Below are 18,486 nucleotides of genomic sequence, written 5' to 3' on the forward strand. Positions count from 1 at the left end.
GCTATGAAGCTGCATGTCGCAGCCGATCGATCTTAGCCAGTTCCCGGACCTTCCTCCCGAGGTTTTGAAAGCCTTTGCGGACGTGCAGTTCGAGCTGTCGGTCGAGCGTGCGGCACGTCAGCATGAGCAAGCGGTGGTCGCCGAAAAGGACGCGTTCATCACCGAGCTGAAGGAACTGATCGAGAAGCTTGAGGGGCAGGTTCACGACTATCGGCGCACGAAGTTCGGGCCGAAATCGGAAAAGCTCGATCCGGCGCAGATGGAACTGGCGCTGGAAGACCTTGAAACGGCGATTGCCGAAACACAGGCGCGGATTGCCGCCGTCGAGAAAAAGATCGAAGCCAGCGCATCCGATCCGGACAAGGCCGTTCCTCGCAAGGAGCGTAAGGCCCGTGCACTGCCCGAACACCTGCCGCGGGTCGAGAGAGTGATCGAGCCCGAGAGCATCGTTTGTCCCTGCGGCTGCGGCAACATGGTCCGGATCGGCGAGGATCGGACGGAACGGCTCGACCGGGTTCCGGCGCGCTACGAGGTGATCGTCACGATCCGCCCGAAATACGCATGCCCCAAGGGTCGAACGGGCGTCATCCAGGCCAGAGCGCCAGCGCATCTGCTGGAAGGGAGCTGGCCGACCGAAGCCCTTCTGGCTGAGATTGCCGTCGCCAAACATTCCGAACATATGCCGCTCAACCGGCAGGCCGAGGTCATGGCGCGACACGGGGTGCCGATCGACCGCACGGTCCTGTCCGACTGGCTTGGGCGCACGGGCAGCGAAATCGCACCGGTGGTCGACCACATGGCTGAACGGCTGCTGTTTGAAAGCACGCGGCTCTATGTCGACGAGACAACAGCTCCGGTTCTTGATCCGGGGCGAGGCAAGACGAAGACAGGTTATCTCTGGGCCGTGTTGCGTGACGACCGTGGCTGGAATGGCTCCGCGCCGCAGGGCGTGGTGTTCCATTACCGGCCCGGGCGTAAGGGCGAATATGCCGCTGAAATCCTTGACGGGTTCAACGGGACAATCCAGGTCGATGCCTACGGTGGTTACTCTCACCTCGCCACGTCGGCCCGGATGGGCGGCGATCCCTTGAAGCTGGCTTTCTGCTGGGCGCACGGGCGCAGGAAGCTGATCAAGGCCACGCCAAAGAGTGGATCGCCCATCGTCGACGAGGCGCTGGTGCGGATCGCCGCGCTCTACAAGGTCGAAGACAGTATCCGGGGCTCAGATCCCGAACATCGCCGGGCAGTTCGACAGGACCTGTCCCTTCCGCTCGTGGACGAGTTCTTCACCTGGCTGGCAGCGCAAGCCAAGCGCGTCTCACGCAAGTCTGATCTCGGAAAAGCCCTGGCCTATATGCTAACGCGACAGGACGGCTTCCGGCTGTTCCTGGACGACGGCCACGTCGATATTGACTCCAACCTGGTGGAAAACGCCATCCGCCGACCGGCCATGAACCGCCGCAATGCGCTCTTTGCCGGGCACGATGAAGGGGGCCGAAATTGGGCCCGCTTTGCCAGCCTGATCGGCACGTGCAAAATGAACGGCGTCGAGCCATACGCCTACCTGTGCGACCTCTTCACCCGCCTCGCAAATGGCCACCTCGCCAAAGACATCGATGCGCTGATGCCATGGGCCTATGCCGCCCGCATCAAGGCCTCATAATGAGCTCGTCAGATACTATCCGGTGAGCTCACATCTGGCCCTTAGGCAGCCTTACCCGGTAGCTGAAACTCTAAAATCAATGGGGCGTAGACGGCGCATACACCTCTTTCTCCAAGTCGTCGCAGATTTCCTCGGACTCCAACAGCCGATCGTCATCGGAAGGGGCAAGTCGCGTGCGATCGCGCTGCATCACTGCCTCGCTGTAGCTCTTACACAGATCCATAAACCATGGGGCATTGTTTGAATGCGCGCGAAGGCCGGGGGCATCTCATCGCCAGCGAAGCCCAACCATGCCTGAAGAGGTTAATACGCGCGCTTCCCATAGCAGCCATCGTAGATCGAAAAGAATTGCTTTTGCATTCAGCCATTGGGCTCTTTCGCCTATGAAACATGGCCGGCATGTCGGTCACCGACACATAATCTGAAGTTTAATTGGAGCAGCCATTTGTGATTCAAGGGCTAGCCTGCGGTCCCCCGCTGTACGTGCAGTGCGAGCAAAGGGCGCGTACAGCGTCCTTGGCCATGCTATGCGGACGCCGCTCTCCGTTAGATAAGGACGGCAGGGCTCCACGAAACGCAGATTGGCGATTGGACCTGTGTCGAAGTTTGCAACTGCTCGACGGGCGTTCGGGGAATGAAGAAATGAAAGATGAACCCTCGGTGCGTTCTTGATGGCTTCAGCTTCTTTGCTTGCAAGGCTCTTACGGGCAAAAGCCTCAATCCTCCACTTCCCAATTCTTCTTGCCCTCCTCTAAATTCAGCAGATCGGCCATGTCTTGTGCCAGCTCTTTGCCAATGCCGATGAGCGGCACGCCCCGTATCTCGGCTACGTCTTCGGTGATGGCATCGATCACCGACCACCTGCCGTTAAATATCCTCCCTCGCCGAATACCTTGTGTATGCCATCATTACTCACCTCATGAGAGGCCTGTGGTGAGCCTAACGTTTCAATCTTCAGATTGTTTTGATCGAACCTGCGGTCGAGAAAACAAAAAGCACCCGTTGATTTTACGCGAGCCGTTTTAAGGCAGACTAAGTGTCTTCCGGCCTAGCAGATCTTGCAAGTTCATGAGGTCAAGCAGGTCGTCGGCCTCCTCTTCCGGACGAGCCTTTCGCAGGATAAGGAATATTAATTCAAACATGACAGCTAAAAGGTCCTAACGATAGGTTTTCATCTCCGCGATGGGGCCGAAAGCCGGCATCAGGCTAGGCGAGCTTGTGGCCAATTGAGATCTCCTGTGGCGGCGAGTGACTTGTGCTGAGTGGAGGAGCCATTTCTATAGGACTGCGCTGTTGCTGAGCATTCCGTTTCAGAATTTTGATGCCATCGTCGGAACACTTACCCACGATCGTGGTTGCATCTGCAGAGATCAATCATGATCTCGACCAACGAAGGAAGTTTTATCATGCCATCTACCAGCGGAAAGCATGGCAGTAAAAGCGGGTCCAAGTCTGAAGGGAGCAAAAGCGCTCCGAGCCAGGAAAGCTCGCGCTCGACCGGCAAGCAGGGTGGTTCTCACGAGCAGCATGTCAAAGCTGGCGAACAGAGCCACAAGAACTCCAAGTGAGGGAATGAAAATGAACGAGCCCGTCAGCGGGCTCTTTCTGCGACTGGCGGTTTGGCGTTAGTGCCTGATTGAAAACGGGTAGCTGAAATTAGTCACGCCATCGCAGGCGAGGCTCAAACTTGCATGAATATGATAGGCGCCTTGAACGGAATCGAACCTTTGGCACGTTCGTTGATCGCCGTAGATTGATGATCTTCCTACTTGTCTGGTTTGTTCCTTTCGTTGTTTATCAGGAACGCAACGCACAAAGCCGTGTTGCGGTACCTTAACCGACGGTATTGCTTTCCTCAGCTCAACAGAAGCTTGGTGCCGGACACCAACAGGACGGCCGCGAGGATGAACCTAAGGGTGCGCTCGGAGAGATACCGGGTGCCTACGAAACTGCCAGCGACGCCACCTATGCCGACCGCGAGTAGCCACAGCGGAAGTGCCGAGGGAATAGACTTGATCGAGGCATAGGCACCAGCGAGAGCTGCTGCCGAGTTCACCAGATTGTATGCGGCGGTAGCGGCTGCGGTACGCCGCGCGCTAACCCAGTTCATTGCGAGGATGATCGGCGCGAGGAAGATGCCTCCGCCTGTTCCTGTGGTTCCCGATAGGAAGCCGATCACCGCTCCCGTCAGCAGAGCGGGCAGCAAGGGAGGGGCATCGGCGGCTTCGACTGCAACCTTTTTCGTTATCGCCGAGCAAATCATTTGTACGCCCGACACGAGCAGAACGATCCCGACGAGGGGATAATAGACATGCATCGGCAACTGCACTGATCCCCCAAGCAGCGAGAACGGAAAACCGAGCACGGCGAACGGATAGAAGGTGCGCCAGGAGAACAGCCCCGAACGACAGAACTGGGAGGTCCCAATCGCTGCGACGAGCAGGTTCAAGGCGAGTGCCGTGGGCTTCATCACCGTTGGTGCGAGCCCGAAGAGCCCCATAGCCGCCAGATATCCCGACGCGCCGGCCTGGCCGACCGCTGCATAGAGTGCCGCGACAATGAGGAACAGCACGGCGAGCCATGTGGCTTCGTCAAAGGCAGTCAAGTTCCGTGGCCTCGCGATAAGTGAGGAAAGGATGGACTAGGTGCGTTGCGAGTGGTGAACCAACACCTGCGACCTCGTCAGCGACTTTGGTGGCATCGAGATGATCTCGTTGATTATCCCGGATCGCCGACGAGCACCATGGTTTCTATGCCGCGAGTGATCGCCTTTAGTGCAATGGTCCGATCCAGCAGCTTCGAGGGGCCGACAGGAATGATCACTCGTTGGAACTCTCATCCCGGAGCCTTGCGCATGCTGATCGCCCGGCCGCCAATGAGCTTCTCAAGTTCGGCGGTAGTGATCGCGTCTTCAGCACCGTCGTCGAACTGCACCAAGGCACCTTTGGTATTGGGCTTCGTGACGACGCGCAAGTTCATGAACCCCGTACAGATTGGATCCCCCATAACTTTATTCGCCTCGACCATGGTGGGGCGGAAAGCGCTCTTGGAGCCCATGGTACCTGGATGCGTGGGAATTCAGCCCGAGCGAAATAGCCGGTGCAATTGCCCAGAGAATTCAGTTCCTCTAACCGGCAGATCCGTCGCCTTCAATTTGTCCATCATCAGAAGCCGCGAACACGCGTCGATATGTGTGCTTTATGACGCCGCACGCCGATTCTTCTCATAGCTGCGCCCGAGATCGTATTTCGGCAGGACACCAAAAGCAGCACGGTATTCCTGAGAGAAGCGGCCCTGATGTATAAACCCCCAGCGGCGCGCGATTTCACTGACCGTCCCAGACGGCATGGCCGTCAACAGATCTTGGCGTGCGCCATCAAGGCGGAGCTGCCTTAGGTAAGCCATTGGGGTGACATTCAAAAATCGTCGAAAATTGATCTGCAGTGCCCGCACGCTGACACCCGCTGCCGCTGCCATGTCCGTGATCGTGATCGGCATTGCGATATGCGCTCTCGCAAACTCCAGCGCTCTTCGAAGCTGGCGAGGGGCAATTGTCTGCACCCGCGATCCGGTGTCCGAAAGCGTATGGGGCAGATTCTGCACCATCAGCAGACAGAACATCTCTTGGAAGCTAGTCAGGGCAATGGGAGAAATCTCGAGATTTTGATCGGCGCAAATCTCATCTCGGAAGAACCGCATGAGCTTGAAAAGATGCGCCGCCGGTCCCGCCGTCAGGTCCTGCAGGGGAACGAATTCGAAATCGACAGGCGGCAGACGTTCGAAGGTGCTGGTCAGGGCCGCGTGTACCGCGCCCCTCGGGACGCAAAATCCCTCCGCAACAGAGCCTGCGTGAATATTCACCGCGGAATAGCGGTCGGCCGTCGTCAGCAGTCCCGTGCAGGGCGTGATAGCATGCCTTATGCCGCCTGTTGCCAGATCGTAGCAGGTTCCATGCTCGAGAAAAAACATGAAGTCATCATTCTCGATCGTGACGGAAAAGGCGCGGTCCGTTGAAGTCGATCCCATCCAGCCCACCATCTCGCCGGCGCCATGAACACCGAATGAGAAAAGACCGCGGCTGTCGGTACTGAGAGGCCGATAGAAATTGTCCTGCTTTTCGCCAGTAAGCCATTCGGAGACTTCACTCGTTGTGAGTGCCGTCGCCTCGAGTTTAAGCGTCAAAATTTCGGCCAACTTGCCCTATCCAATCACTGTTTTTTGTCGCGCGCGCTCGCAGTGACGGCAAACAACTGGCCCCCTGTCAGCTTCTAACGACCTCAAATGGCCTTTCCAGGCTCTTTCGCTCATGTTTTCCTCATCGGACGAAGCAATTTGAACTTTGAGCAAGCGTTCAGCGGTTTCATATTTCTCGTTTGATGCCTGCGCGCGCGTAGGACATTTCCGCTAGCGACGACCAATCCTTATCCTCATAGCCGTTTGCCATTGCCATAACGAGGCTGTCGCGGACGGCGCCGGCAAGCGGCAGCGGTACGCGCGAAGCTTCGCCAGCCTCAAGGGCAAGCCGAACATCCTTCAGGCCCAACGGCAGCTTGAAGCCGACCGGTTCATACTCGCGGCGCCGAATGAAATCGCCGTAGCCTCGGTAAACGCCGCAGGGGAACAGAGCATCGAGATAAAGGTCCAGCATAATGTTCCGATCAATGCCATGTGAGGTACCGAGCGCGGTCGCCTCCGCCATCGCCTCGATTGCGCACGCGATCATCATGTTGCCGGCCAGCTTGACGAGATTTGCCTGAAACGGCTGTTCACCCACATGCCAGACTTTTTTGCTGATCGCCGTGAGAAGTGTGTCGAGCTTTCCAAGAAGTTCCGCGCGACCGCCCACAACTAGGTGCAAGGTCCCAGCCAAAGCAGCGTCAGGTCGCCCGAATACCGGAGCGCCTACGTAATCAATGCCCGCCACGTCGTGCAGTTCGCCAAGCTTTTTGCCGTAGTTGACGGATATCGTCGACAGATTGACGTGGATCAGCGGCTTTTTCAGCTGAACAAGCCAACCACTATCGATCAGAACTGACTGAATCGCGTCATCATGCGCGAGCATCGAGAAGACGACGTCGAACTGCGCGGCTTCGAACGGCGAGGCGGCGGCGCTGGCACCAATAGCCACCGCCTCGGCGACGGGCTCCGGAAAGCGGTCCCACACCGCGACCTCATGTCCGGCGGCGAGAAGGTTGCGGACCACCCCTGCCCCCATGGCACCGATTCCAATAAAACCAACTTTCATGATTCCTGTTCCCTTAGAAGAAAAATGCGGCGGCCCCCCGGTGCTCACCTCAGCCGTATCGGGTGCCGCCCTTGAACCAGTCGTCGAACTTCGGGTTGGAAGAGACGATCAGATTGCGCTTGATCAAGTAGGATTTGATTGCGTCCCAGCCATTTTCGACGCCATAGCCGCTGTCGCCGTAGCCGCCCCAAATGGACCTGGGATCGTTCTTGTGATGGTCGTTGATCCAGATCATCCCGGCCCGGATCTTCGCGCCGACCCGGGCGGCCCTTGCAATGTCACGCGTCCAGATGGATGCGCCGAGTGCGTAGGGAGAGTCGTTGGCAAGCGTCAATCCTTCTTCCTCCGTATCAAAAGGCGTAACGGCAACAACGGGGCCGAAGACCTCTTCCTGGAAGAGCTCCATATCCGGTTTCACGTCCGCAAAAATCGTCGGTTGCATGAAGTTGCCGGCAGAAAGGGGTCCGTCGAACTGTGGCGCTGCCCCCCCTGTGACAAGCCGGGCGCCGGCTGACGTCGCATGTTGGATCATGCGCTCGATGCGCTGGAGGGAGACGTAGGAAATGACAGGCCCAACATCAGTTGCGAGGTCGGCTGGGTCGCCGACCTTAAGTGCGGCGGCTCGCTTGACGAACGCATCAAGAAATCGCTCATAGATGGGACGTTGGACGATGAAACGGCCGGCGGACACGCAGGTTTGACCGGACGCGACGAACGCCGCGAAAACTGCCCCTGCAGCCGCCTCCTCTATATCGCTGTCTTCGAAAACGACGACAGGCGTTTTGCCGCCCAGCTCAAGGGTACACGGAACCAAGCGTTCCGCAGCAGCAGCAGCAACGCGGCGGCCCGTCGTGGTGCCACCCGTCAGATCGATCCTGCGAACCTCCGGGCTAGCGCAGAGGGATGCTCCAGTTGCACCTTCGCCGGTCACAACGTTCACCACGCCAGGCGGTATGCCGGCTTCCGTGCACCAGGCTGCGAAGACGAGAGGAGTACACGGCGCAAGCTCCGATGGCTTGATCACGACCGTATTTCCAACAGAAAGTGCGGCCGCGAGCTTCTTTACGAGGATGAGTATCGGGTGGTTCCAGGGCGTCAACAAAGCGCACACGCCATAGGGCTGCCAACTTGTTGTCGACGAGAAGCTGCCGCGCAAGCGATTGGATTCTCCTTCGAGGCCGGGTGCAATTCCCGCGAAATACTCGATCCATTCAGGGATGCGCGCCATCTGCGCGCGCATTTCGCGCAACGGACGGCCAGTGACGGCCGATTCCCATCCGGCAAGCTCGGTTATGCGCTCCCTGACCAGTTCAGCAAGCTTACGAAGATGGCGGGCACGATCGAGAGGATCCAGGGCCGACCAGCTTTCGAAGGCTTTGGCGGCGGCCTTGGTAGCTCGTGCGACATCGCTCGCATCGGCGACGGCCATGTATCCGATGCCCTCATTCGTCGCCGGACTACGGACGTCTATGCGGCCCGTGCCAACGATTTCTCGATATTCCCCGTTGTAAAATATGTGGCGCCCGTCTCGAGCTTGAGAGGGCAAGGTATCTATCGTCATGGGCGTCGCTTCTCTTGTCATTGATCGGATGTTACGGCTCTGGGGAGACGAGCGATGAAATCGATCATATTGTCCCCCAAGAGACTGATGTGTTGGTATCCCGCTAACTCGGCCGCCTTGGGATCCTTCGCCTTGATTGCGGCAATGATGCACTGATGCTCCGGGACGGTTTCCGCCATTCGGCCCGGTAGATAGGTCACGTGCTTCCAGTACATGGCGACGCGCTTGCGCAACGACCGAGTTTGCTCGGCAAGGAAAGTCGTATGGGTCGCACAGTAGATGACCTCATGGAAATCTAGATTCGTCACGTAGAAGCCTTCCGGATCACCGGACTTGAAAGCTTTTTCCAAACGGTCCTGGATTTCTTCGAGCTGCGCGATCTGCTTGAACGTTGCTCTACGGGCGGCATATTTCGCGCACATGCCCTCCAGCATCGACATAGCGTCGAACATTTCGAGCAGCACCGGCGTCGATAAAGCCGCCACCGTGACCCCTTGACGCGGCCGGCTCTCAAGGAGGCCCGTTGCAATCAATGCTTTGATAGCTTCTCGCATGGGGGTGCGTGAAACCTTAAACTTTTGCGTAAGCTCCGCCTCGTCAATACGCGAGCCGGGCAGCATCTGCCCACCAATGATCATTGCTTCGATGGCCTCTCTCACCCTGTCTGAGAGGCTCTGGCCAGGCATCACACCTGTATCGTGCCCAGGATCGGAGAGCGAAATCACCTCTGCGGAACTCGTGGCGCCAGGGGCTCCCAACTGGATTTTTTTTGAAATTTGCATCGGCACCCTGTGTTGATTCTGTTTAAGGCGCTAATCCCGTGCACTCGGCTGCGAATGCGGTGTTGCCCATGTTCAGTATTTTGGATCCTACAAATTCTGTTCAGTATACAGTATTATCTTCTTTGTATCAATAGTCCTTGCTTTTTCGCCAAAGACTGGTCAAGACTTGGACTACGCATCGCTGTTTCAAATGCGCGCGCCTGCCAGGCCGCATATGTTGGCGAGCTCGTAACGAAAGGAAATATCATGATGTTGCCGCAAGAGATTATCCGAAAGAAGCGGGATCGCCTCGCCCTTACCGGTGAGGAAATTTCTCTCTTCATCGGCGGCATCGCAGACGGCAATGTCACTGAAGGCCAGATCGCAGCTTTCGCTATGGCGGTCTTCCTGAATGCCTTGAGCATTGAGGAGCGAGTGCGCCTCACTCTGGCCCAACGCGATTCCGGAGTGGTCCTAGAATGGAACTCGCTGAATCTCGATGGCCCTGTCGTTGATAAGCACTCGACCGGAGGCGTGGGCGACGTCGTGTCCTTGATGTTGGGACCGCTTATTGCCGCTTGCGGCGGATATGTTCCAATGATCTCGGGTCGTGGCTTGGGACACACAGGTGGCACCCTCGACAAGCTTGAATCGATACCCGGTTATAACCTGGTTCCTTCGACTGATACGTTCCGGCAGGTGGTGAAGGAGGTTGGCGTCGCAATCATTGGACAGACGGCAAAGCTCGCTCCCGCGGACGGACGAATCTATTCCATTCGGGATGTAACTGCGACGGTCGAGTCCATCGATCTCATTACCGCCTCTATCCTTTCCAAGAAGCTTTCAGCGGGTCTTCAGGCCCTGGTCATGGACGTGAAGGTCGGTTCCGGCGCTGTCATGCCAACCATTGAAAAATCGATGGAGCTCGCACGAAGCATGGTCGATGTGGGAACCGGTGCGGGAATGAGCACGAGCGCCGTATTGACCGACATGAGCCAGCCACTGGCGCCGGCGGCCGGCAATGCTGTCGAAGTTCAAGCCGCCATTGATTATCTTACCGGAAAATCTCGCCCGCGAAGGCTACACGAGGTAACCTTCACTATATGCGAACAGATGCTGATTGCAGGACAGCTCGCGCGGGCCGAGGCTGAGGCCCGCGACATGCTAAACCGAGTGCTCGCTTCCGGCGCGGCAGCCGAACGCTTCGGCAAGATGGTAGCGATGCTGGGAGGCCCAATCGATCTGATCGAGGCTCCCGCAAAGTATCTCCCCACGGCGCCCATTGTCCTGCCAGTGGTGCCCTCCTTCGGCGGAATTGTCCAAGCGATCGACTGCAGAGCGGTAGGCATGGCTGTGGTGGAACTTGGCGGCGGGCGACGACGACCCGAGGATGCCGTAGATCCCGCGGTGGGCCTGACTGGCTTGGCGGAGATTGGCCAGGAGATCCTGATCGGTCAGCCGATTGCCCATGTCCACGCCCGAACCATCGAAGATGCAAAGGCTGCCGCAGAGAAGGTCTGCCATGCCTACCTTATGGGCGGTACCTCGGTGAAACCTCCCCCGACCATCCACCAATTGGTTCGCTGATTGCGGCACGCCAAAGCGGTCGAGGCCAAAACATTAGGCAATGCTACATTGCGATGAAGCGCTCTCGTGAGCTTTTCATTTCCGTCGAAAGTACTGTGCGAAACAGCAGCGGGTACAAAAAATGGGCAACCATCGAAACAGGATCAGCGCGGTTGACGTCGTGTCCAGCCAGGTGGAGATCACGCGCGAGGGCAAGGTCGAGTTGGAAATCGCGATTGCCTCTGCAGTAGCTCAATTGATATTCAGGAGGCGAAGTTGGTCCGAGTCCTAAAGGAATGCCGCGGCCCTGGCGACACAGCAATCGACTACTCGTTAGGAAACAAGTTCCGTGAAATGCGGCGACGGTCGGGCTATTCCCTTGAGGAGATGTCCGTCGTCACGGGGCTTACAGAGGACGAGATCACCTCCGCTGAGAGAGGTATTTTCGCCAGCATATTGATACTCAGTCGCTTGACGGCGCTTGCCCAAAAACTGGGCTAGCAACTCTGGAGCCTCAAAGGGTTGCCCCGGGGCAGGTAGCGTCTGTGGATTGGAGTATCTGATCTTCGGCTACCATGTGGTCGATGCCAATTGTAGCGGCGGAGCCATTCGGCCGTTGGGCAGCTCGCAGCTGAAATGTTCAGTATGCAACTGCCTAAGCCCATCCCTGAGCCGATCTGAAATGAAGCGCTGGCCTTGCCATTGGTTTAGCAGGGTTCATTTTCGGTCATGACGCGCTACGGCAGTCTGCGGCTGTTGCGGTAAGTCAGCGGCGCCTTGAGAAGGGCAGCCTCCCTGCCCTTCTTTTCGTTCGTCACTTGCCTGACCTGCTTACCCGATCATCGGCAAGAGCTCGCTGACCGACTTCTTCGCGTCACCGTAGAACATGCGGGTGTTCTCCTTGAAGAACAGCGGGTTCTCGATGCCGGAATAACCGGTGCCCTGACCGCGCTTGGAGACGAAGACCTGCTTGGCCTTCCAGACTTCGAGCACTGGCATGCCGGATATCGGCGAGTTCGGATCTTCCTGCGCCGCCGGGTTGACGATGTCGTTGGAGCCGATGACGATGACGACGTCGGTATTGGGGAAGTCGTCGTTGATCTCGTCCATTTCCAGGACGATGTCATAGGGAACCTTGGCTTCGGCAAGCAGCACGTTCATGTGGCCGGGCAGTCGACCGGCCACCGGATGGATGGCGAAGCGGACGGTCTTGCCGGCAGCACGCAGCTTGCGGGTCAGTTCCGAGACCGACTGCTGCGCCTGGGCCACCGCCATGCCGTAGCCCGGCACGATCACGATGCTGTCGGCCTCGTCCAAGGCGGCCGCGACGCCCTCGGCACTAATGGCGATCTGCTCGCCGATGATCTCCATCTGTGCGCCGGTGCTCGCGCCGAAGCCGCCGAGGATCACCGAGACGAAGGAGCGGTTCATCGCCTTGCACATGATGTAGGAGAGGATCGCACCCGAGGAGCCGACCAGGGCGCCGGTGACGATCAGGAGATCGTTGCCGAGCGTAAAGCCGATCGCAGCGGCCGCCCAGCCGGAATAGCTGTTCAGCATCGAGACGACGACCGGCATGTCGGCGCCGCCGATGCCCATGATCAGGTGATAGCCGATGAAGAAGGCAAGTGCCGTCATCAGGAGAAGCGTCCAGACCCCGGCGCCATTGCAGTACATCAACAGCAGGATCAGCGAGGCGATCGCGGCGCTCGCGTTGAGAACGTGCCCGCCCGGCAGCTTCCTGGCCTTGCCGTCCAATTTGCCGGCAAGCTTGCCGAAGGCGACGACCGAGCCGGTGAAGGTGACCGCACCGATGAAGACGCCGAGGAAGACCTCGACCTTCATGATCGACAGTTCCAACACGTCCTTATGCGCCAATATGCCGGCAAATCCGGTGAGGGCTGCGCGGGAAGCATCATCGAGAGAAGCGACATGGGCCGCTTCGAGATGGGCATTGAAGCCGATGAACACGGCGGCAAGGCCGACGAAGGAATGCAGCGCCGCAACGAGCTGCGGCATTTCCGTCATCTGTACCCGGCTCGCCACATAATGGCCGAGCACCGCGCCGCCGGCGATCATCAGCGCGATGATGAACCAATTGCCGACGGTCTTGTCGATCATGGGGCCGAAGACGGTGGCAACTACGGCAAGGGCCATGCCGACAATGCCGTACCAGACGGCGCGCTTGGCGCTTTCCTGGCCGGACAGGCCGCCGAGCGAGAGGATGAAGAGAACCGCTGCCGCAACATAGGCGGCCGATACAATACCGATGGTCATTGTGAAGATCCCTGCCGCTTAAGACTTCTGGAACATGGCGAGCATGCGCCGGGTGACGAGGAAGCCGCCGACGATGTTGATGGTGGCGATCAGCACCGACAGCGCCGCCAGCGTCACCACCAGCCCGTTGCCCGAGCCGATCTGCAACAGCGCGCCAAGGATGACGATGCCGGAGACGGCGTTGGTCACCGCCATCAGCGGCGTGTGCAGCGAATGGCTGACATTCCAGATCACCTGGAAGCCGACGAAACAGGCGAGCACGAAGACGACAAAATGGCTCATGAAGCTCGACGGCGCATAGGCGCCGACCAGCAGCAGCAGGGCCGTGCCGATGACCAGCAGGATGCCTTGGTTCCTGGTCTGCGCCTTGAAGGCGGCCAGTTCCCGGGTCCGCTTTTCCTCCGGCGTCGGCTCCTTCACCTTTTCCTTCGGCTTGGCGGCGGCGATCGCCTGCACCTTCGGCGGTGGCGGTGGATAGGTGATTGCGCCATCCTTGGTGACGGTCGCACCGCGGATGACGTCATCGTCCATGTTGTGGACGATCACCCCATCCTTGCCCGGCGTCAGATCCGCCAGCATGTGGCGGATATTGGTGGCATAAAGCGTCGAGGCCTGCGCCGCCATGCGGCTCGGGAAATCCGTATAGCCGATGACGATCACGCCATTGTCGGAGACGATGCGCTGATCGGGGACCGTCAGGTCGCAATTGCCGCCACGTTCGGCGGCCAAGTCGATCACGACCGAGCCCGGTTTCATCGCCGCCACCATATCGGCAAGCCACAGCTTCGGCGCATCGCGACCGGGGATCAGGGCGGTGGTGATGACGATGTCGATCTGAGGCGCCAGTTCCCGGAACTTGGCAAGCTGCTTCTCGCGGAACTCCGGCGAGGACGGCGCGGCATAGCCGCCGGTCGCAGCACCATCCTGCTGTTCTTCGCCGAAGTCGAGGAAGACGAATTCCGCCCCCATGGATTCGATCTGCTCGGCCACCTCCGGGCGCACGTCGAAGGCATAGGTGACGGCGCCGAGCGACGTTGCCGTGCCGATCGCCGCAAGGCCTGCGACACCGGCGCCGATGACCAAGACCTTGGCCGGCGGCACCTTGCCGGCCGCCGTCACCTGGCCGGTGAAGAAGCGGCCAAAATTGTTGCCGGCCTCGATCACGGCCCGATAGCCGGCAATATTGGCCATCGACGACAAGGCATCCATCTTCTGGGCTCGGCTGATGCGCGGCACCATGTCCATGGCGATGACATTCGCGTCCCTGGACCTGGCCTGCTCGAGAAGGTCCTTGTTCTGCGCCGGGTAGAAGAAGGAGATCAGCGTCTTGCCCGGTGCCAGCCGATCAACCTCTGCGGCTTCGGGCGGACGGACCTTGGCAATGACGTCGGATGTCTCGTAGAGCAAAGCCGCGCTGTCGACCACCGTGACACCCACGCCACGATACGCCTCGTCCGAAAACCCGGCCTGCCTCCCAGCGCCGGCTTCGATCACGCATTCGTACCCAAGCTTCCGCAAGTGCGCGGCGCTGTCGGGGCTCATCGCGACACGCGACTCGCCCGGCCCGATCTCCTTGGGTATTCCTATTTTCAAAGTCATTGGTTTCAACCCCTCCTGTTCTTTCCGGTTCAAGAACGTTGGCGCAATATTCGCGGTCGCCATTTGGCGGACCCACAGGTTGTTTCACCCGGCTTTCGACGTCCCGGCTTCGCTGGCGAAATTGCTCATCGAGGTTGACCCATTGCCCTGGTCGCAGGCAGGCGATAGAACGCGATGCACCCAATTCGATGCACCCCAGAACACCTGGGGCAAATGGGTCCCGCGCAACGAAGAATATTCGCTGCGCGAAACATCCCTCATCGCGCAGCAATAATCGCCACGCTTTTGCTTGCACCGATGCGGTTGGCACCTGCGGCAGCCATTGCTTCGGCAATTTCTCTGGTCGAAATCCCACCTGATGCCTTGACGCCCATATCGGGTCCGACTGTCTGACGCATCAGCGCAACGTGTTCAGCGACTGCACCTCGAGCGGCAAACCCAGTCGAGGTCTTGACGAAGTCTGCGCCGGCAGCCTGCGAAGCAAGGCACGCGGCAATGATCTCGTCGTGCGTCAACAAGCAGGTTTCCAGGATCACTTTGAGGACGGCATTCCCACACGTGCGTTTCAGCGCGGCAATTTCCGTCTCCACCACTTTGACATTCCCGCTCTTTAGATCGCCGACCGAAACGACCATGTCGATCTCGGACGCGCCTTGAGAAAGGACCAGGTCCGTCTCTGCGTTCTTTATGACGGTTGGTATCGCCCCGAGCGGAAAGCCAACGACGGAGCAAGTCAAAACGTCTGAACCCGCAAGCCTTGCAGCGACGCGAGGTATGTGGAGCGGGTTGACGCAGACGGCCCTGAACTTATGTTCGATCGCCTCTCGGCAGTAGCGTTCGATATCTGCTTCGGTCGCTTCCGGCCTAAGGTTCGTGTGATCGATCATTGAGGCAAGTTTCAAATTATCAAGCACTGGGAGCTCCCGTTAGATGTGCCGCTGCTAATGTCGCCGCCCTGCAGGCTGCGATCACGGATTCTTCGACATCACGGCGTTCGCCGGTGGCCCGATTTGACCCGACAGTGCAGATGCTGCCGGTGCGAAGATTGAATAGGGAGCCGAGAACGAACAGCGTCGCGGCTTCCATTTCGAGAGTTGCGACCTTGCGAGATCTCAAATACTCCGCCGGTCCTTCGAGGTTGGTAAGCTGATGACCGCCTGGAATTGAGTTCCCTTCGCCGCCATAAAATGAGTCGACGCTTGCCGTCAGTCCTATGTGATATCGGTAACCCAACTGCTCGCAGGCTGCGATCAGCGCGTTCGTAACGGCAATATCTGCGACTGAGGGATATTCTCGATCAACATAGGCGTCTACGGTGCCGGTCATGCGTACGGCACCGTGGGAAATGACGAGGTCGCCAGGCGCGATATGTTCTTGCAGAGACCCGCAGGTTCCCACACGGATGAACGTGTCAGGCCCGGCCTCCGCGAGCTCGAGAACCGCAATCTCAGTCGACGGTCCACCGATACCCGACGAACAAGCGGTGATCGGAGAGCCATTCGCAACACCTCGAGCGAGGCGGAACTCTCGCACGAAGGAAATTTCTTCGTAACTATCCCAAGTCTTGCCCATGATGGGCACACGGCCGGGGTCGCCCGGAACGAGCACGCATCGAGGCAGTTCAACGCCGCGAATATCCACGTGGCGCTTTCCTCGCGTGACCGGTTTTTCACTTTCCATGGTACCTCCGTTATTCAGAAGCTAGTTGAACAAGAAGCTCTGCCAGAATCTGCGTTGCTGCCCACAAGTGTTCGGGCTCGGACCATTCTTCGGGGGAGTGGCTGATGCCTTTTCGGCATGGAATGAAGATCATTCCTGCTGGAGCAACGTAGCTAAGCTGGCGTGCGTCATGACCCGCAGCTGAGAATACGGGCATGTGCGGGATTCCAAGAGCATCAGCACATGCAGCAATCTTGCTTTGAACGATAGCGTCGAAATGGACAGAGGGAGCATGCGTAATCTCCTTTACGATAGCATCGCATCGTCCTTTTTCTCGTTCGACGATCCGGTAAATAGCCGCATCGATCTCGTCGACCGCTTGGTCATCGACGTGCCTGATGTCAATCGAGAACAGCACTTCTTGGGGCACTACCGATGGTGCATTGGGCTTAACATTGACCATCCCTGCGGTGAACTTGAACCCGGGAATACGTGCGGCCTCACCGTCGATGGCGGTAAGAATCCTTGCCGTCGCCAGCATAGCGTCACGACGAACTTCCCGTTCAGCCGTGCCTGCATGTGCGGGCTCTCCAAGAATTGTCACTCGGTAACGCCGCGTACCTTGGATTCCAGTTACAACGCCGATCGGAACGCCGGCCTCTTCCAACCGCGTCGCCTGTTCGATATGTGGCTCGACATAGCTCGCGATAGGCCAGCCCATGTCACGCAAAGCCACACGGTCGTCTGCCGCAAGGACGAGATCTCGCGCAGCCGCAAAGCTTATGCCTGCGGCATCCTTGATGGCTTCGGCCTGACTGATCGATAGTCTGTTCGTGAAGACACATGAGCCTGTCATGCCCGGCGCGAAACGGCTCGCTTCTTCATTGGTCCACGCGACCACCTCGATGGAACGGCGCATTTTCTTTCCGGACGAGATTATAGCGTTTACGGCCTCAAGGCCGCTCATGACACCGAAGGCGCCGTCAAATTTGCCGCCCGTCGGCTGGCTATCGATATGGGAGCCAACAACGACCGCTGGGAGAGCCGGCGCGGTGCCCTCCAGACGAAGAAACAGATTGGCAGCGGCATCCGTAAAGGGTGTAAGGCCCAGTTCGCGGCCCCAGCGAACGATTTGGGCGCGCGCAGCGATCTCTTGCTCGGTCAGGGCCTGCCTGTCGACACCTCCATCTGGGCGCTTGCCGTACTCGGCAAGGCTCATCATCCGCGACCAAAGCCGATCGCCATCGACGTACGTGTGGGGTTTTGCGCTCATTCCGTCTTCATGATCTGGGCACCATTAGCCCGGGGATCACGCCTCTCCCATTTGCCAGCCTCGACTTGGGCCAGATATTCGGACACGATGCGATTGAAGAGCTCCGGCTCCTCAAGATTGAGCGTGTGGCCTGCCTTCGGGAAGATTGCCAGTCCGGCTCGGCTGATCGCCTTTTTCAAAAAGATTCCTGTTTGAAGGCAATGATCATCCTCGTCGCCGGTCATCACCAGAACCGGGACATCGAGTTTTTTGAACTCTTCCTCCAGATCGTACAGCGACGGACGAAGCATCTGCACGCCGCGCATCGTGTTGGCGGCGCCGCGGTCCGAATGCAAGCCGAGCCGCTGAGCAAAAAGCGCCCAGCCGCGAGGGTCCTTGTTCTGGAACTGCACGCGTGAAGGGCCAGATGCATATACCGGCGCGAATTCTTTCGCGCCGAGCTTCTCGAACTTTTCAGCTACGCCTTCCGAGACGTCCCGAAAATAGTCCGCCCACTCCTTTTCGGCTCCGTAGCCGGTACCCGCTGCAACCGCAGACAGCACGCGATCGGGGCTGCGAAGCGCGGCATGCAGGACTGCGAAGCCTCCCATCGAAAGCCCGATCAGATGTGCCTTCTCAATCTTCGCTGCATCCATGACGTCGAAGATGTCGTCGACGGCGCGAGCCTGGGAATAGTGGCTAACATTTTCCGGAATATCGGAGGGCGTGAAGCCACGCGCAGCGAACGTCACACATCGGTAACGCCTGGAGAAATAGCCGATCTGAGGCTCCCAACTCCAGTAGTTACCCCCGAATTCGTGGACAAAGACAATGGCCTCACCACTGCCGAATTCCTCGAAGTACAGCTCAATTCCATCTGAGGTTCGTGCGCGTGCCATGTTC

General features: G+C 58.6%; 16 protein-coding genes and 1 pseudogene. 3 read left to right on the top strand and 14 right to left on the bottom strand.

What is annotated here, in order from left to right; translation table 11 throughout:
* The first annotated feature begins 13 nt into the window (after window positions 1–13).
* A complete protein-coding gene (gene tnpC / locus N2601_RS31370; RefSeq protein ID WP_260305393.1) occupies window positions 14–1,663 on the top strand; it encodes an IS66 family transposase in 1,650 nt (549 codons plus the stop codon).
* Window positions 1,664–2,379: 716 nt separating this feature from the next.
* Here tnpC and N2601_RS31375 read toward each other — a convergent pair.
* Window positions 2,380–2,517 (bottom strand): hypothetical protein, encoded by a 138-nt coding sequence (locus N2601_RS31375; RefSeq protein WP_260305394.1) that lies wholly within the window; start codon window positions 2,515–2,517, stop codon window positions 2,380–2,382.
* Between the two features lie 522 nt (window positions 2,518–3,039).
* Between N2601_RS31375 and N2601_RS31380 the strand changes: the two genes are divergently transcribed.
* The gene (locus N2601_RS31380) at window positions 3,040–3,231 is read left to right on the top strand and encodes a hypothetical protein (protein ID WP_260305395.1); all 192 of its coding nucleotides are present in this window, start codon (window positions 3,040–3,042) and stop codon (window positions 3,229–3,231) included.
* A 287-nt stretch (window positions 3,232–3,518) separates the two neighbouring features.
* On the opposite strand, the gene N2601_RS31385 is transcribed toward N2601_RS31380, so the two are convergent.
* From N2601_RS31385 to N2601_RS31410, 6 genes are all read right to left on the bottom strand, one after another.
* Window positions 3,519–4,268 (bottom strand): sulfite exporter TauE/SafE family protein, encoded by a 750-nt coding sequence (locus tag N2601_RS31385; RefSeq protein WP_260305396.1) that lies wholly within the window; start codon window positions 4,266–4,268, stop codon window positions 3,519–3,521.
* A 230-nt stretch (window positions 4,269–4,498) separates the two neighbouring features.
* Window positions 4,499–4,720, bottom strand: coding sequence for a hypothetical protein (locus N2601_RS31390; RefSeq protein ID WP_260305397.1), 222 nt, complete (start codon window positions 4,718–4,720; stop codon window positions 4,499–4,501).
* Between the two features lie 141 nt (window positions 4,721–4,861).
* Window positions 4,862–5,857, bottom strand: coding sequence for a helix-turn-helix transcriptional regulator (locus N2601_RS31395; RefSeq protein ID WP_260305398.1), 996 nt, complete (start codon window positions 5,855–5,857; stop codon window positions 4,862–4,864).
* A gap of 166 nt (window positions 5,858–6,023) precedes the next feature.
* Window positions 6,024–6,908, bottom strand: coding sequence for an NAD(P)-dependent oxidoreductase (locus N2601_RS31400; protein WP_260305399.1), 885 nt, complete (start codon window positions 6,906–6,908; stop codon window positions 6,024–6,026).
* Window positions 6,909–6,957: 49 nt separating this feature from the next.
* Window positions 6,958–8,337 carry an aldehyde dehydrogenase family protein gene (locus N2601_RS31405; RefSeq protein ID WP_445945057.1) on the bottom strand — a complete coding sequence of 460 codons (1,380 nt, stop codon included), beginning with the start codon at window positions 8,335–8,337 and terminating at the stop codon, window positions 6,958–6,960.
* A 149-nt stretch (window positions 8,338–8,486) separates the two neighbouring features.
* On the bottom strand, window positions 8,487–9,251 hold the full coding sequence (locus tag N2601_RS31410) for a GntR family transcriptional regulator (protein ID WP_260305401.1): 765 nt from the start codon (window positions 9,249–9,251) through the stop codon (window positions 8,487–8,489).
* Between the two features lie 246 nt (window positions 9,252–9,497).
* Between N2601_RS31410 and deoA the strand changes: the two genes are divergently transcribed.
* Window positions 9,498–10,817 (top strand): thymidine phosphorylase, encoded by a 1,320-nt coding sequence (gene deoA, locus N2601_RS31415; protein ID WP_260305831.1) that lies wholly within the window; start codon window positions 9,498–9,500, stop codon window positions 10,815–10,817.
* Window positions 10,818–11,293: 476 nt separating this feature from the next.
* Here the strand turns inward: deoA and N2601_RS31420 are convergent.
* The 7 genes and pseudogenes from N2601_RS31420 to N2601_RS31450 all read right to left on the bottom strand — a co-directional run.
* Window positions 11,294–11,404: pseudogene (locus N2601_RS31420) on the bottom strand (IS481 family transposase); the annotation flags it as partial.
* A 223-nt stretch (window positions 11,405–11,627) separates the two neighbouring features.
* Window positions 11,628–13,073, bottom strand: coding sequence for an NAD(P)(+) transhydrogenase (Re/Si-specific) subunit beta (locus N2601_RS31425; RefSeq protein ID WP_260305402.1), 1,446 nt, complete (start codon window positions 13,071–13,073; stop codon window positions 11,628–11,630).
* Window positions 13,074–13,091: 18 nt separating this feature from the next.
* Complete coding sequence (locus N2601_RS31430) at window positions 13,092–14,666, bottom strand: Re/Si-specific NAD(P)(+) transhydrogenase subunit alpha (RefSeq protein WP_260305832.1); 1,575 nt, start codon at window positions 14,664–14,666, stop codon at window positions 13,092–13,094.
* Between the two features lie 263 nt (window positions 14,667–14,929).
* A complete protein-coding gene (gene deoC, locus N2601_RS31435) occupies window positions 14,930–15,559 on the bottom strand; it encodes a deoxyribose-phosphate aldolase (protein WP_260305833.1) in 630 nt (209 codons plus the stop codon).
* A gap of 19 nt (window positions 15,560–15,578) precedes the next feature.
* Window positions 15,579–16,352 (bottom strand): nucleoside phosphorylase, encoded by a 774-nt coding sequence (locus N2601_RS31440; protein ID WP_260305403.1) that lies wholly within the window; start codon window positions 16,350–16,352, stop codon window positions 15,579–15,581.
* 10 nt (window positions 16,353–16,362) lie between these two features.
* Window positions 16,363–17,604 carry a hydantoinase/carbamoylase family amidase gene (locus tag N2601_RS31445; RefSeq protein ID WP_260305404.1) on the bottom strand — a complete coding sequence of 414 codons (1,242 nt, stop codon included), beginning with the start codon at window positions 17,602–17,604 and terminating at the stop codon, window positions 16,363–16,365.
* Window positions 17,601–18,482 (bottom strand): alpha/beta fold hydrolase, encoded by an 882-nt coding sequence (locus tag N2601_RS31450; RefSeq protein ID WP_260305406.1) that lies wholly within the window; start codon window positions 18,480–18,482, stop codon window positions 17,601–17,603. Before N2601_RS31450 ends, N2601_RS31445 begins: the two co-directional genes overlap by 4 nt.
* Window positions 18,483–18,486: the final 4 nt, after the last annotated feature.

The organism is Rhizobium sp. CB3060 (genome assembly GCF_025200735.1).
Classification (GTDB): domain Bacteria; phylum Pseudomonadota; class Alphaproteobacteria; order Rhizobiales; family Rhizobiaceae; genus Rhizobium.

Coding starts and splice junctions, on each gene's coding strand:
- tnpC (WP_260305393.1), top strand. CDS start 14: ATGTCGCAGCCGATCGATCTTAGCCAGTTCCCGGACCTTCCTCCCGAG.
- N2601_RS31380 (WP_260305395.1), top strand. CDS start 3,040: ATGATCTCGACCAACGAAGGAAGTTTTATCATGCCATCTACCAGCGGA.
- N2601_RS31390 (WP_260305397.1), bottom strand. CDS start 4,720: ATGGGCTCCAAGAGCGCTTTCCGCCCCACCATGGTCGAGGCGAATAAA.
- N2601_RS31400 (WP_260305399.1), bottom strand. CDS start 6,908: ATGAAAGTTGGTTTTATTGGAATCGGTGCCATGGGGGCAGGGGTGGTC.
- N2601_RS31405 (WP_445945057.1), bottom strand. CDS start 8,337: ATGGCCGTCGCCGATGCGAGCGATGTCGCACGAGCTACCAAGGCCGCC.
- N2601_RS31410 (WP_260305401.1), bottom strand. CDS start 9,251: ATGCAAATTTCAAAAAAAATCCAGTTGGGAGCCCCTGGCGCCACGAGT.
- deoA (WP_260305831.1), top strand. CDS start 9,498: ATGATGTTGCCGCAAGAGATTATCCGAAAGAAGCGGGATCGCCTCGCC.
- N2601_RS31425 (WP_260305402.1), bottom strand. CDS start 13,073: ATGACCATCGGTATTGTATCGGCCGCCTATGTTGCGGCAGCGGTTCTC.
- deoC (WP_260305833.1), bottom strand. CDS start 15,559: ATGATCGATCACACGAACCTTAGGCCGGAAGCGACCGAAGCAGATATC.
- N2601_RS31440 (WP_260305403.1), bottom strand. CDS start 16,352: ATGGAAAGTGAAAAACCGGTCACGCGAGGAAAGCGCCACGTGGATATT.
- N2601_RS31445 (WP_260305404.1), bottom strand. CDS start 17,604: ATGAGCGCAAAACCCCACACGTACGTCGATGGCGATCGGCTTTGGTCG.
- N2601_RS31450 (WP_260305406.1), bottom strand. CDS start 18,482: ATGGCACGCGCACGAACCTCAGATGGAATTGAGCTGTACTTCGAGGAA.